We start from the raw sequence: 14,626 nt of genomic DNA, 5'->3' as shown, positions 1-14,626 counted from the left end.
AAAAGAAGAGAGTTCACGGTCACTCCAAGGGTGCTGGAGTGACCGAAATACAAAAAGAAGAGAGTTCACGGTCACTCCAAGGGTACTGGAGTGACCGAAACATAAAAAGAAGAGAGTTCACGGTCACTCCAAGGGTGCTGGAGTGACCGAATCATAAAAAGAAGAGAGTTCACGGTCACTCCAAGGGTGCTGGAGTGACCGAAACATAAAAAGAAGAGAGTTCACGGTCACTCCAAGGGTGCTGGAGTGACCGAAATACAAAAAGAAGAGAGTTCACGGTCACTCCAAGGGTGCTGGAGTGACCGAAATACAAAAAGAAAAGGGTCCATGGTCACCCCAGAGGGGGATCTAGTTTGGAATGGTCTCATCCATCTTTAGGTAAATTCCTATAGGCTGACACAAACACTAGTATTGTTAAAAGGGCAATAATATGGTACATTTAAAATACTGTGAAATGTACGAACAAACAGGAGGTGGCTTACATGCATGCATTGGTTGTTACATTATTAGTAATCGTTAGTATTGGACTTATTCTTGTTGTTTTATTGCAATCAGGTAAAAGTGCTGGATTATCTGGTGCCATTTCAGGTGGTGCAGAAACATTATTCGGTAAGCAAAAAGCACGTGGACTTGATTTGATTCTACATCGTATTACTGTAGTATTAGCAGTTCTTTTCATTATTCTTGCAATCTTAGTTGCATACTTCGAAGTTTAATAAAGAATGCTCAAAAACCTGGTTTATGTCAGGTTTTTTTTAATGCACAAAAATCGAAGGCTTTTTTCTGGAATGTTACCCATTAGTTTGCTTAAACTAAGATAATGGATTTTGATTAGAGTTGAAGGAGTTTTTACTATGAAAATTGCTACACCGAAGCCTTTTACCTTTAAAGGAGGAAAACGAGCGATTCTATTGCTTCATGGATTTACAGGTAATTCGGCTGATGTTCGGATGTTGGGACGCTTTTTAGAAAAAAAGGGCTATACCTGTCATGCCCCTCACTACAAAGGGCATGGAGTCCCCCCAGAGGAACTTGTGCATACTGGTCCAGCAGATTGGTGGCAGGACGTCATAAATGGCTATAATTTTTTGAAAAATCAAGGACATGCAGAAATTGCAGTTGGAGGACTTTCGCTTGGCGGCGTATTTTCCTTAAAATTGGGTTACACTGTACCTATAAAAGGTATTGTTCCGATGTGTGCACCTATGTATATAAAAAGTGAAGAAGTGATGTATCAAGGAATTCTCGAGTACGCCCGTGAATATAAGGTACGGGAAGGGAAAACCGAAGAACAAATCGAATTGGAAATGAATGAGTTTGCGAAAACGCCGATGAAGACCTTAAAAGAGCTTCAATCATTAATTTCTGACGTCCGTAATCATGTTGATATGATCTATGCTCCAACATTTGTCGTTCAAGCTAGTCATGACAAAATGATAAACACAGAAAGTGCAAACATAATTTACAATGAAGTAGAGTCTGTAATGAAGGAAATAAAATGGTATGAGGAATCAGGACATGTTATCACGTTAGATAAAGAACGTGATCAGCTTCATGAAGATATTTACGCCTTTTTAGAAAAATTAGATTGGCAGAACTAATCCTTTGAGGAGGGATTTTATTGGAAGATAATATTCAACTGCACGTTGATAAACTATTACAATATATGAAAGATGAGGCTTACAAACCTTTAACAGTCCAAGAGCTGGAAGAGGCATTTGGTATTTCAGATTCGAGTGATTTTAAGGAGTTTGTAAAAGCGCTTGTTCAAATGGAAGAAAAAGGGCTTGTAGTTCGTACTCGCAGCAACCGCTATGGTTTGCCGCAAAAAATGAACCTTATTCGTGGGAAATTAACGGGTCATGCTAAAGGATTCGCTTTTGTGATACCAGATGAGCCAGGAATGGACGATATTTTTATTCCACCAAATGAAACTAATACGGCAATGCATGGAGATACCGTACTTGCCCGTATATCATCAGAAAGCTCTGGTCAGCGCAGGGAAGGCAGCATTATTCGCATTCTTGAGCGTGGAGTACAACAAATTGTTGGTACCTATGTAGAAAGCAAAAGCTTTGGTTTTGTGATTCCAGATGATAAGAAGTTTGCTAGTGATATTTTTATTCCCAAATCAGCATCAAAAGGTGCGGTAGAAGGACATAAAGTTGTCGTCAAATTAACGACCTATCCAGAAGGCAGGAAGAGTGCTGAAGGAGAAGTTATTACGGTTCTTGGACATAAAAATGATCCTGGTGTGGATATTCTCTCTGTTATTCATAAGCATGGTCTGCCGATGGCATTTCCAGATGAAGTATTAAAGCAGGCAAATGAGACCCCTGATACTATCGATGAAAGCGAATTGGCGAACCGCCGTGATCTACGAAATGAAACGATTGTCACTATAGATGGAGCTGACGCGAAAGACCTTGATGATGCGGTTACTGTGACCAAGCTTGAAAATGGCAATTATAAGCTTGGCGTACATATTGCAGATGTCAGCTATTATGTGAAAGAAGGAACGCCAATTGACCTTGAGGCGGAAGAACGGGCAACCAGTGTTTATTTAGTCGACAGGGTTATTCCGATGATCCCCCACCGTTTATCCAATGGTATTTGTTCTTTAAACCCACAAGTTGATCGGTTAGTATTGTCTTGTGATATGGAAATCAACAGTGAAGGTCAAGTGGTTAATCATGAGATTTTTCAAAGTGTCATTAAAACGACTGAGCGGATGACCTATCATGATGTAAATAAGATTTTAGTTGATAAAGATGAAGAAACAAGGAGTCGCTACGATTCACTTGTGCCGATGTTTGAATTAATGGAAGAACTAGCTCAAGTTCTTCGTGAAAAAAGAATGAAGCGCGGTGCTATTGATTTTGATTTTAAAGAATCAAAGGTCTTGGTGGATGATGATAGTAAACCTGTTGATGTTGTTCTGCGCGAGCGTTCTATAGCTGAAAGGTTAATTGAAGAATTCATGCTTGCTGCTAATGAAACAGTTGCAGAGCATTTTCACTGGATGGAAGTTCCGTTTATTTACCGAATCCACGAAGATCCGAAAGAAGATAAGCTAAGAAGATTTTTTGAGTTTATCACCAATTTTGGATACATTGTCAAAGGAACGGCGAATGACGTTCATCCAAGAGCCCTGCAGGAAATTATTGAAGAAGTTCAGGGTAAGCCGGAAGAGATGGTTATTTCGACCGTTATGCTCAGGTCCATGCAGCAGGCGAAATACGATCCAGAAAGCCTAGGACACTTTGGTCTATCGACAGAGTTTTATACTCATTTCACATCGCCAATTCGCCGATATCCAGATACTATTGTTCATCGTTTGATCCGGACGTATCTAATTGAAGGAAAGCTCGATGAGACAACAAGGGAAAAATGGAATGCAAGATTACCGGAAATTGCTCAGCATTCATCAAAGATGGAGCGTAGAGCTGTTGACGCAGAACGTGAAACGGATGAACTAAAGAAAGCTGAATATATGGAAGACAAAATTGGTGAAGAATACGACGGTATCATCAGCTCAGTCACCAATTTTGGGATGTTTGTCGAACTGCCAAATACGATCGAAGGTCTCGTTCATGTCAGTTATTTGACGGATGATTACTATCGTTTTGACGAGCGCCATTTTGCGATGATTGGCGAACGGACAGGGAATGTGTTCCGAATCGGTGATGAAATTACTGTTAGAGTAGTAAAAGTCAATAAGGATGAACGTTCCATCGACTTTGAAATCGTCGGCATGAAAGGGACCCGCCGCGAGCGTACAGAGACTACTAGGGTGTTCAAAACAGGCAGCGATACGAAAAAGCCGCGCCGCAATAAAGCTCAAGAAGGACGCGGAGGTCAAAAGTCAGAAGGTACTGGTCAAGGCAGTACGAGAAAGAAAAAGAAGTTTTACGATAATGTCCCTAAGAACAAAAGCACCAAACGGAAAAATAAGAAAAGATAATTTAGGAGAGGGCCTTTTTAGAGGCTCTCTTTCAATTGTTATGAATAACGTTTTCTGCTAAAATTAACCCATAACGAGGTGAGAGACATGCCAAAAGGTATAGGGAAAGTGGTTGCACAAAATAAAAAAGCATACCATGATTACTTTATAGAAGAAACATACGAGGCTGGAATTGTTCTTCAAGGAACAGAAATCAAGTCCATTCGTGCTGGAAAAGTGAATTTAAAGGATTCCTATGCAAGGATCCATAATGGTGAAATGCATTTGTTAAATGCGCATGTAAGTCCGTATGAGCAAGGGAATCGCTATAATCACGATCCATTGCGTCAAAGAAAGCTTTTGCTCCATAAGCGCGAAATAAATAAGCTTTTTGGAGAAACAAGGGAAGCAGGCTATGCACTAATACCATTAAAAATTTATCTGAAAAATGGATTTGCAAAGGTATTATTAGGACTAGCAAAGGGTAAAAAGAATTATGATAAACGTGAAGTTCTGAAGCAAAAAGAGGCAAAACGTGATATTGAGCGAGCATTCCGTGATCGACAAAAGATGTAATTACAAATAATTACAATTGAAAAATTTGCTCAGTGTGTTATAATAAGTTTGTCGCTGAGAAACGCGACGGAAACTTTTGCTCAAACTATTGTTGAGCATCCTAACGCTTGCTAAAATCTTTAACTAGATTTCAGCACATTTTATAATGGGGGCGCTACGGATTCGACAGGGGTAGTTCGAGCTTGGGTTGCGAGTCGAGGGGATCGGCCTCGTTAAAACGTCAACGCCTATAACTGGCAAAACTAACAACAACCTAGCTTTCGCAGCTTAATACTGCATAGCTGTTCGCCCCTCCATCGCCTATGTGGTAGGGTAGCGGACTCACTCTAAGTAGGCTACGCCGGAGTCCACCGTCTGAGGGCGAAGGAAGAGAACAACCAGACTAGCTGACCGGCCGCCTGTCGATAGGCAAAAGGATCAGCGAAGCGCCAATATGTCGACTACACTCGTAGAAGCTTAAGTGCCGATATCTTTGGACGCGGGTTCGATTCCCGCCGTCTCCACCATACATAAGGTGGATAACAAGATCAGTAGAAATACTGGTCTTTTTTATTTTTAAAAAAGTATTCAGTAAAATGAAAATCAGCCTAACAAAGAGAAATTTCCTTTGTTAGGCTGCAGTTTAAAACTATTAAGGTGTTACTTTTTGAATTCGACCTTCTGCTTTGTATTCAAATTGGGATGGTAGTGTTTTTACATAGTCAACTGTTGCTTGTAGATCTTCAGGACCTACTTCTAAGCCCGTTGCTAAGGCACCAATACCATAGCTGGCATTACCATACATGTAATTGTTTACTACAACTGAATACTCTTGGGCTGGGTCAATTTTGCTTCCATCCGGTAAAAAGATGTCAACAACCTGACCTGTTTTTGCTGTATCATCCCAAGTGTATGTGTACTTGAACCCAGCAATATGATAGTCAAGACCTTTTGGTGTAATTTGCTTGTTTAATACTTCTTTTAAATCCGCACCACTTAGGTTAATTTTATTTAATACATTCCCAAATGGTTGAATGGTGAATAAATCCCCGAATGTTACTTCACCAGCGTCAAGCTGTGCACGAACACCCCCGCCATTCATTAGGGCAAAATCTGTGTTCATAGCTGCTTTCATTCCATCAGCAATTAAGTTGCCAAGACCATTATCAGCAAACTCTCCAGCTGTTGACGGATATGCTTTAGCTAATGTAGTTGCAGAGCTACCCACTACTTCCTCTTTCATTGGAGCCACTAAATCTTGGTACTTTTTCATAATCGCTGAAACAGTAGGATCTGGCGTGTAATCAGCTTGATATACTGTTACCACTTCTGCTTCTTTCTTTACAATCTCTCCCGTTTCAGGATTAATTACTAGATCCACATCAGAGAATGCCGAACCATAGGAATATGCTTGAACAATTAACTTGTTATCTACTACTTTATCATTGAAAACATGGTTATGAGCAGCAAAGATAACATCTACTTCATCATCTACTTTTTCAGCAATTCTGGAAGCGTCAAATCCATCTGTATAGCCTTCTTGACTAGTAGGGTTATGCGCTAAAACTACAATTGCTTCAATACCTTGATCTTTTAACTCTGCAGTATACTTGTTAATTGCTTCTGCTTCGTCAGTAATTTGAAGATTTTCATTTCCTTTAGTCACTATCATATCAGGAGTTTCTTGTGTAACGACACCGATAAATCCGATCTTTTGACCAGCAACTTCCTTAATTACGTATGGTGCACCTGTAATTAATTCACCTGTTGATTTGTCAAAAGCATTGGCTGCAATAACTGGGAAATTCATTCCGTCATAGTCTTCAGTACCTTTTCCAGCTGGATGGTCACCACCATTGATCATTCGGCGTAATTCTGCAATTCCCTCGTCAAACTCATGGTTGCCAAGAGTTCCGACATCAAAGCCCATTGCTTCCATGACCTCTACAGTTGGCTCATCTTGGAACAATGCTGAAACAAGCGGACTTCCGCCAATCATATCACCTGAGTGGACAAGAAGTGTATTTTCGTTTGTAGCTTCACGTTGCTTGATTGCAGCAGCTGTGTATTCCATACTTCCAGCCAATACATCTTGGCCATCTCTTTTTAATTTTGTATCCGTATCAAGCTGACCGTGTAAATCGTTTAAGCCAAGAAGCTGAATATTAACAGGAGTGAAACCAATGTCTAATTTAAAAATACCAAAGCCAGCGGAATCTGTTTTTCCAGTATAGGAAATATTGCCGCCTTCAGTGGTATATTTCTTGGCAACTGGTGAGGTAGTAAACGTTACGTTCACATCACCAGGGATTGGTGCAATTGACCAGTTATTATCAGCAGTTGGAGTGATTTCCTTCATCTCAGTGATATAATCCATCAAAATTTGACGGTTTTCATCAGCAGAGTCAACGACCAATTCGCTTCCTTTTACTCCTGGGAAGTTACCGCCGCCGCCAGCACGATAGTTATTTGTAACAACAATAAAGTCTTGATTTGGATCCACAGGCTGGCCGTTATAAGTCAAGTTAACCACACGGCTGGATTCTGGGTTAATCACATTTCCGGATGGATCATATTTTGCTGGAGCTGTGACATCAATTTGATATTGAACTCCATCAATGACATCGAAGTTAAAAACTTGGAACGCTGGATTTAATAATGGTTGTTCTTCTGTTTTATTAGGGTCAATGGTATTGAACTTCCCAGCAGTCATTTCAATCCACTCTTTAACCACTGAGCCTTTAACTTTGACCGCTTTCAATGTATTGTCATACAAGTACAAGTCTCCTGCACTGCGTATGGTTAAATCACCTGCTTGGATTTCGGTATACTCGGCCACACCATTACGGCCGGCCTTGAATGGAGCACCAACTGAAAGGATAGGCAGGTCCTGATATTCCGGCTTGCTTTGGGTAATGTACTTTTCGACATACCATTTTTGTGCATTAGTCACTACTTGGATGGAAGGATCATCTTGTACCAGTGAGAAATAACTGTGAATGTCATCTGTTGTTTTTCCAATTGGAGTATTTACGTAATTTATCGTTGCTTCATGGTCAGCCATAACTGCATCAACGATGGATTGAACAGGCTTAACTTGTGTTGGCGAAGAAATCTCACGTGTTGAAGATTGAGAATCTACTACAGACCATTTACCTTTTACTTTTACAAGGTCAAGGTCGATAATTCCTAATGAACCGCCACCGTATCCAGCTTGTACCGCTGGAACGCCGTTTATGGTTCCTTTCGCATTGTCTACACCAGGAAGCGGTTTACCGTCAGCACCTTTAAATAAACCATCAAGCGCTGCATCTGTTTTTGCCGGGAATAATTTATGTGTATGCGAGAATGTAATCGCATCGATTCCAGGGACTTCACTTAATGCATAAATGACATCTTCTGTGTTTTCCTTATTGCCGCTAAAGCCAGAGTGTGTCATCGCAACGATTAGATCGGCACCCTCTTCTCTCATTTGCGGCAGGAATTTTTTTGCTGTCTCTACGATGCCTTTTGTGATTACTTTCCCATCTAGATTAGCTTTATCCCACTCGTTAATCTGTGGAGGGGCAAAACCGATAAACCCAACCTTTATAACATGTTTTTTCCCCTTTTCATCAACGACTTTTTTGTTGACGATTTTAAAAGGGGTAAATTTATTTTGGTCATTATCAGGATTATTGTCATTATCATCTACATAGACGTTGGCATTGACAACAGGAAAATTCGCATCATCATATGCTTCTTCTAGAAAGTCGAGACCATAGTTAAACTCGTGGTTACCTAATGTAGCAATATCATAGTCCATTCGGTTCATCGCTTTAAATACTGGGTGAACTTCTCCATCTTCAAGTGGATCAATTTTTGCCTTATACGTTCCTAATGGAGTTCCTTGAATTAAGTCACCATTATCAACCAATACACTGTTTTCTACTTCAGCACGAGCAGATTTTACAAGAGCTGCTGTACTTGCTAAGCCAACTTTTAGATACTCTGCATTTTTGTAATAGTCGTAGCTTAGTAGATTTGTATGTAGATCTGTTGTTTCCATGAGCCGAAGTTCTAAAACAGGATTTTTATCTGTTTTCGGTGCTGCATTTACTTGAGTTGATGAAAGGAATGGAAATACAAGAAGTGTTACAGCAAGAGATGATGTTAAAATTTTCTTTGCACTCCGTAATGGTTTCTTTTTCAACATGGTCACCTTCCTAGTAATATAGTATTTTTTACTACGAAAAACAGCAGAATCTCCCCAAGAAAAATTTCAAAGAAGAAAACGAGTGTCATTGTGCCTAATTAAGAACAAGTACGATCCTTCTATTTGTAAAAATTTTGCACTTTTGGGACATGCCTTCCTAATAATAAAAAAGTTCTATTCGTTACGTAAGGGGAAAAAGTCATAGGTCTAAAAGAGGAGAAGCATTTTTACTAAATGCGGGGATTAAGTTAATAGTAAAAAAAAACGTTATCCTTATTGAAAGGATAACGTTTTTTTGTTAATGAGGTAGGTTATTATTTGGCATGTGCATTTGACCCATTTGTTGTCCCGTTGCTTGGCCTTGTGCAGGTGCGAATGCATTTCTGTACTGATTCATGTCAGTCTCTGCAAGCTGCGGCACTTGATAGTAATGATGTTTATTTTGATAAATAGAAAGTTCATAACCCATTTCAATGCAATTAGGTACCGAATCAGCAAGCACGCGGCGAACAACTGGATTGGTTGTTTCTAGTGCTGCCATGGTTTTCATCGAAGCGCCAGATTTGCAGGAGCCCAGCATACAGCTTGAAATGTATTCATCATTTACCTCAGACACCGATTGCCAAGGTTTTTTTGGCTGAGTTGGCTTCATACCGTAGATGAAGTCATTGCCTTGCTTCATTTCATACCTAGAAGTAGGATGGGAAGGATTTTGTCCTGACCTGAAACACTCCACTGTGATATTGTATTCATCCTGCATAAATTTATATTGGCGGTCAAGAATGTCGAGTAATTCAGGATCTTTTACATGTTGACGTAATAACAAATACGAATTTAATGTACCAATTGATGCTCCTAATACTTCATGTAAATCAAATACCTCATGTCCACCATGATTAAGCTGCGATGGCACATTACCGACATGCATATTTTGATGCATTTGTCCTTGTTGACCTTGCTGATTTTGCATCATATACTTCTCCTCCTAATCGATTAATATTAGCCATTGTTATTATGTATCAATCAACCAGAGTTATTCACTAAACCAATTTGTTCAGAAGATTGTAACATTAAGGTTTTAGAAAAGAAATTCTACGTCAATAATGACAGGTAGTGAGTATTAGGAGGTGCAGGCAGTGCAGGAAGAGTTAAAGATTTTTTTTCAAATATTTACGACTACCAAAGATGCGATCGAGAAATTTATGAATATGCTTGACCCGGTCATTCAAAATGCCACCGACGAACATGAGAGACTGTATTATCACCATATTTATGAAGAAGAAGAACAGCGTTTATCCCGTCTAGTTGTACTTATACCGCTTATTAGTAAATTTCAACAAGTAAAAGACGAGAAAGATTTTTCCCCAACCAACAATGAATTTAATCGACTTTTACAAGAACTTAATCTTGAAAAATTCGGTTTACATAATTTCGTCGAACACTTAGATTTAGCCCTTTTTCGATTTACGGATGAAGAGCGAAGTACGATGTTAAAAAGCTTAAGGGAAGTTTCGTATAAGGATTATCAGCAGGTAAAACAAATGCTAATTGAAATTAATAGTCGATTTGATACCAATTATGTAGACCCACATGCCCATCACGATGAGGATCATGATCATTTAGACCGATCAACAGCTACAACGGTAGAAACCCATACGCCTCAGACTAAACAGAGAAGGGGCTTTACGGTGGGAAGCTTAATCTAAGGAAATGAGAGGATAGACTAATGAACAAAATACATTTATACCCGGATTCACCATTATCGAATCAAGAGTTTACTCAGTTGGATCAAACCGTCATCGATGCTGCCAGGAGGCAATTGGTCGGGCGCCGCTTTATTGAACTATATGGTCCGCTTGGAAGAGGCGTACAAAGTATTTTTAATGACATATTTGCAGAAAATCTAGAAGCAAAAATGGATTTTCAGGGATCCTTCGATACAGATATTGAGACAAGTAAAAGGGTGAACTATACCATTCCTTTACTATATAAAGACTTCGTTTTATACTGGCGTGACCTAGAGCAGGCAAAGGTATTAGATATCCCTATTGACTTTTCAGCCGCAGCCAATGCTGCCCGAGATGTAGCGATTCTAGAAGATCAAATGATATTCCATGGAGCCAAGGAATTTGACATTCCAGGTTTAATGAATGTACCTGGCCGTTTAACACATTTAATTGGTGAATGGTTTGAATCTGGAAATGCTTTTCAGGATATTGTCGATGCAAGGAATAAGCTGCTTGAAATGAATCACAATGGACCCTTTGCACTTGTACTATCCCCTCAGCTATATTCACTTATCCATCGTGTCCACCGCGATACCAATGTATTAGAAATTGAGCATATTCGTGAATTGGTTACCGATGGGGTATTTCAATCACCTGTTTTAAAAGGGAAATCGGGTGTGCTGGTTAATACAGGGAGAAATAATCTAGACCTTGCTATATCAGAGGATTTTGATACTGCTTACTTAGGTGTCGAAGGGATGAATCATCCTTTCCGTGTTTATGAAACAATCGTTTTACGAATTAAACGCCCTTCAGCTATTTGTACATTGGAATCAATGGGGGACTAATGAATAATCGCGTATTCACAGTTGGTTCCCTAATTCCAGGAAGGCTGATTGTAAAACCGCAGGTGGCAGTACCGACCAAGAGCAAAAAAATCAAGACAGAAGAAATCACCGTGGAGCAAAACGGCAGTAAGATTGAAATTCACCCTGTAAAAGGAAAGCTGTTGGACGCAGCCCTGAATCAAGGGAAGCAAATAAATTATAAATGCCGCAAAGGAACATGCGGACAGTGTACAGTCAAAGTCATAAAAGGTACGGGATTATCTGCGCCAAACGAGCAGGAACAGAAAAAACTAAAGAATGAACTAACAAACGGACATCGTTTGGCGTGTCAGGCAGAAATACTTTAAAAAATCCTTTCAAAAGTCCAGCTCGCGGGATTATTGGTGAAACGCGCGAGATTCACTCGAATTCTGGCGGGAATATTCCTCACTACCCAAAAAAACGAGGTCCATTTTATTGGACCTCGTTTTTATTATGCTAATTTAACAAGTTTGTCTTCAACTGGGAATGGCAGTGAAATATTGTGGTTGTTTAATTCATTTACACTAATATCCTGAACAAGTCTAAGTGCTTCTTTTTTAAAGGTTTTTGTTACAAATCCAGCATTTACTTCACATAGCTTTTGTAAGTATTGTAAAGTTTCCCGGACGAGCATTTGTTTAATATATGCGTTATTTAGCTGGCAGATTAATTTATGCTCTAATCCTTTTATGACTGCAATTTGGTCGACATGGGCAATAATGTTTTGTCCTTCTCCATCAATAAATCCAACAGAAACATATTGTCCTTTGGAGAAATCAACATTTGTAAACACTGGGTTTAGATAGGTATCGCCCGAAGAAAGGCGTATGGAATCGGCTTCTGCAGCACCGCCAATTTTACGTTGATTTGCAATAACCGTGTGAATATCCTTAAGCCCAAATAGCATGTTAAACATGTTGTTGATCCCCCTTTTTTCCGAATCAGCTTATATAGATTATTTTATAGAGAATGAGAATCATTGTCAATGGAAGGAAGTGTCTAATTTTGACGTTTGTATGAAAATACCTAGTAGTAAATCTTACCAATTCTTAGACAAAAAGCCAATTAAGTTACCGAAATATGTGCACCCGCATATAGTCTTTATGATGTTATTTGCAGGAGGCACGAAAATGAATAATGATTATCATAAGTACTTGAAACAGCTTTTATACACTTGGGAAAGTAAGCAACATATTATCCCCTCACCATATTTAGAAAGACTGCTATTCCAGTTACACGATAATACAGCAGATCCTGATATCAAATTTTTTAATAAAGATTTACTAAAAGTAGAAAATCTACACTTCGAATCTTACCGAGTTATGGTACTTTATATATACCTAAAAAAGGCGATGAATCTCTATTTACTAGAAATCCATCGCCTTTTTCTTATGCTTGTTTTAGCTTCTGTACTTGATGCTTAATTTTTTCTAAACCGATGATCTGAATATAAATCGATTTATTCGCTTCTTTTAAAAAGATGCACAGCTTATCGTTGGGTCTAAATCGGTGGTATTCCTCCCCCATCATCACACCGTTCATTTCAATCACACAGTTTGATTTATTAAAGAGCAGTAACGCAAAATCTGTAAGTGGTACGAAATTGATTTGATCCGTTTCGATGAATTCTTGAGTTAGCTTAAACAGCTCCCGTAAACAGAATTCTCCTTTAAAAGCTCTTAATTTTTCAAATTGTGGTTGGGAAAGTTCTCCTGTTTCTTCGTCTTTAATTTCAATAACAATTTGTCCGTAAAAGCCTCGATTTCTTTTCCTCTTACCAGAGGTTAAGGTGAAGGCAGGGGCCGCTGTTGTTTGCTCGATGAAACCACTTTTTACTTTCCTTCTATTTTTAGAATAGTAATGGATAGGAATAATCAATAGAATAGCTACGAACAAAATGAGTGCAGCATACATCCAAGGGGGAAGCTGAGATTCTTCCTGCGGACTCGCATTTACTGCTGCAGGTGAAGCTGCCACCACCTTTGCTACCTTAATTTGTTGCACAGACGTTTCTCGGTAAAAGCTGCTGCCTTCGGCTTTTACCATTATTTCATAGTTTTCCGAATTACCAATCGTAAATTCGCCAGTAAACCCCCGCTCATCTGCTACTAATGGGATTTCCTTTGTTTGCCCTGTCCCAAGATCCTTTACGAAGAGAGAGGAATTCATTGTTTTATAAAGATCTTTGTTTACAATTTGGTTGCCATTATCCTCAAAGAATGCCTCAACCTTGATGGTATCCCCTGTTTTATAATACTTATTTACAATAGATGAAAGTGTGAGCTGTAAATCATAGTTGAATACGAAATTGATATCAATTTTATCTTCTGGAACACCTTTTATCTTCAATGTCCAATCACCTGGAATTGGATTAATCATCTTTATCATTGAGTAAGACTTAGATTTTGTAAGAAGATTTTTATCTGACGGTAAGGTTTGTTCGCTGCCGGAAGGGTCGATTAATTTTACTTCTACTGGCTGGTTAGAGACGAGCGATAGGTTTGCTTCTACTATATTTGAATTTGGAATAGTGAGAGTGATATCTTGGAAATCACCTTTCCCGATATGCTCATCAACCGGAACGACTTTTAATTTTAAATGATCGGCAAAAATCTCACTTAGGATTCCAGGCAAATCATCGGCACTGCTCGTTTCGAAAAATTTACCGTTCGTGGTGCTGGCAATGTTTTGAAGGATATCTTTATTGAGGGTTCCATCCTCGTTTAAGCCAATCACATAGATTGGGTAACCCTTAGCCTTGGCGTCAGCGACTGCCACGTTAAGACCGTCTGCTGCTTGTTGCATTGTTTTACCCTTTTTTTCATCTACATCATTGTTTCCATCCGCTAGTAATACAATGAGTGGAAGATAATCTTTTTCATGACTGCCGTCTAAAGCTTTTACGGCATCCTGTAGCCCAACCGAGATATCTGTATTTGCAAAAGGTGCAAGTGAGTCAATGAATCCTTTAAGGTCATTTTTATCTTTTTCTGACTGCAGCTTAACAAGGCCCTTTTTGGCAACCACCTCACCTGCATAAGCAACTACACCGATTTTATCCCCTTTAAGTGAAGACATATCAATAAACATCTTCATGGCTTCATTGCTGATTTTGTTCGGATCACTTGTCAACATGGACTTACTTACATCTACGACTAGAACCCCTTCCATCCTTGTAGAGGTGATAAACGATTCTTCAGCTTGTACATGGAAAGAATTCGTCAGTGAGAATAAATAAATGAGCATGATTAAAATACTAATCTTCGTTTTCAACACCTTGGTACCACCTCCATATTATGGAATCATTAGGTAGAATGAATTGTTCGTTATATAAAAC

At 39.2% G+C, this 14,626-nt stretch carries 12 protein-coding genes and 1 other RNA gene; 9 read left to right on the top strand and 4 right to left on the bottom strand.

Translation table 11 applies throughout. The annotated features are described in order from the left end of the window. Window positions 1-482 precede the first annotated feature (482 nt). From secG to ssrA, 5 genes are all read left to right on the top strand, one after another. Window positions 483-716, top strand: coding sequence for a preprotein translocase subunit SecG (gene secG / locus TR08_RS10495; protein ID WP_045518079.1), 234 nt, complete (start codon window positions 483-485; stop codon window positions 714-716). Between the two features lie 138 nt (window positions 717-854). Continuing rightward, entirely contained in the window at window positions 855-1,601 is a 747-nt protein-coding gene (locus tag TR08_RS10490; protein WP_045518078.1) for an alpha/beta hydrolase, read from the top strand. Window positions 1,602-1,621: 20 nt separating this feature from the next. Continuing rightward, window positions 1,622-3,964, top strand: a complete 2,343-nt coding sequence (rnr, locus tag TR08_RS10485; protein WP_045518076.1) for a ribonuclease R — start codon at window positions 1,622-1,624, stop codon at window positions 3,962-3,964. Window positions 3,965-4,051: 87 nt separating this feature from the next. Further along, on the top strand, window positions 4,052-4,519 hold the full coding sequence (gene smpB, locus TR08_RS10480; RefSeq protein WP_045518074.1) for an SsrA-binding protein SmpB: 468 nt from the start codon (window positions 4,052-4,054) through the stop codon (window positions 4,517-4,519). A 147-nt stretch (window positions 4,520-4,666) separates the two neighbouring features. Further along, window positions 4,667-5,025, top strand: a transfer-messenger RNA (tmRNA) gene (gene ssrA / locus TR08_RS30955). Between the two features lie 125 nt (window positions 5,026-5,150). Here ssrA and TR08_RS10475 read toward each other — a convergent pair. Both TR08_RS10475 and TR08_RS10470 read right to left on the bottom strand, forming a co-directional pair. Then, window positions 5,151-8,693: a bifunctional 2',3'-cyclic-nucleotide 2'-phosphodiesterase/3'-nucleotidase gene (locus tag TR08_RS10475; protein ID WP_045518072.1), complete on the bottom strand. Its 3,543-nt coding sequence runs from the start codon at window positions 8,691-8,693 to the stop codon at window positions 5,151-5,153. 298 nt (window positions 8,694-8,991) lie between these two features. Then, the gene (locus TR08_RS10470; protein ID WP_045518070.1) at window positions 8,992-9,666 is read right to left on the bottom strand and encodes a spore coat protein; all 675 of its coding nucleotides are present in this window, start codon (window positions 9,664-9,666) and stop codon (window positions 8,992-8,994) included. Between the two features lie 163 nt (window positions 9,667-9,829). Here TR08_RS10470 and TR08_RS10465 point away from each other — a divergent pair, with 163 nt between their 5' ends. From TR08_RS10465 to TR08_RS10455, 3 genes are read left to right on the top strand one after another with little or no spacing between them, the layout of a single operon-like run. Beyond that, window positions 9,830-10,399, top strand: a complete 570-nt coding sequence (locus TR08_RS10465; RefSeq protein WP_045518068.1) for an IMEF encapsulin system ferritin-like cargo protein — start codon at window positions 9,830-9,832, stop codon at window positions 10,397-10,399. A 20-nt stretch (window positions 10,400-10,419) separates the two neighbouring features. Further along, window positions 10,420-11,268 (top strand): family 1 encapsulin nanocompartment shell protein, encoded by an 849-nt coding sequence (locus TR08_RS10460; protein ID WP_045518066.1) that lies wholly within the window; start codon window positions 10,420-10,422, stop codon window positions 11,266-11,268. Continuing rightward, the gene (locus TR08_RS10455) at window positions 11,268-11,615 is read left to right on the top strand and encodes a 2Fe-2S iron-sulfur cluster-binding protein (protein ID WP_052427412.1); all 348 of its coding nucleotides are present in this window, start codon (window positions 11,268-11,270) and stop codon (window positions 11,613-11,615) included. The genes TR08_RS10460 and TR08_RS10455 overlap by 1 nt, the downstream gene beginning before the upstream one ends. A 125-nt stretch (window positions 11,616-11,740) precedes the next feature. Here the strand turns inward: TR08_RS10455 and TR08_RS10450 are convergent, their stop codons facing one another. Beyond that, window positions 11,741-12,205, bottom strand: coding sequence for a hypothetical protein (locus TR08_RS10450; RefSeq protein ID WP_045518064.1), 465 nt, complete (start codon window positions 12,203-12,205; stop codon window positions 11,741-11,743). A 214-nt stretch (window positions 12,206-12,419) separates the two neighbouring features. Here TR08_RS10450 and TR08_RS10445 point away from each other — a divergent pair, with 214 nt between their 5' ends. After that, the gene (locus tag TR08_RS10445) at window positions 12,420-12,713 is read left to right on the top strand and encodes a hypothetical protein (RefSeq protein ID WP_193747712.1); all 294 of its coding nucleotides are present in this window, start codon (window positions 12,420-12,422) and stop codon (window positions 12,711-12,713) included. Here the strand turns inward: TR08_RS10445 and TR08_RS10440 are convergent. Continuing rightward, entirely contained in the window at window positions 12,679-14,565 is a 1,887-nt protein-coding gene (locus TR08_RS10440; RefSeq protein ID WP_052427411.1) for a vWA domain-containing protein, read from the bottom strand. The genes TR08_RS10445 and TR08_RS10440 overlap by 35 nt on opposite strands. Window positions 14,566-14,626 lie beyond the last annotated feature (61 nt).

This window comes from Neobacillus niacini (assembly GCF_000759675.1).
GTDB classification, from domain to species: Bacteria; Bacillota; Bacilli; order Bacillales; family Cytobacillaceae; genus Neobacillus; species Neobacillus niacini_A.
Note: the sequence above shows the minus strand (reverse complement) of the source record. Positions and strands in the feature narration are given on the sequence as shown.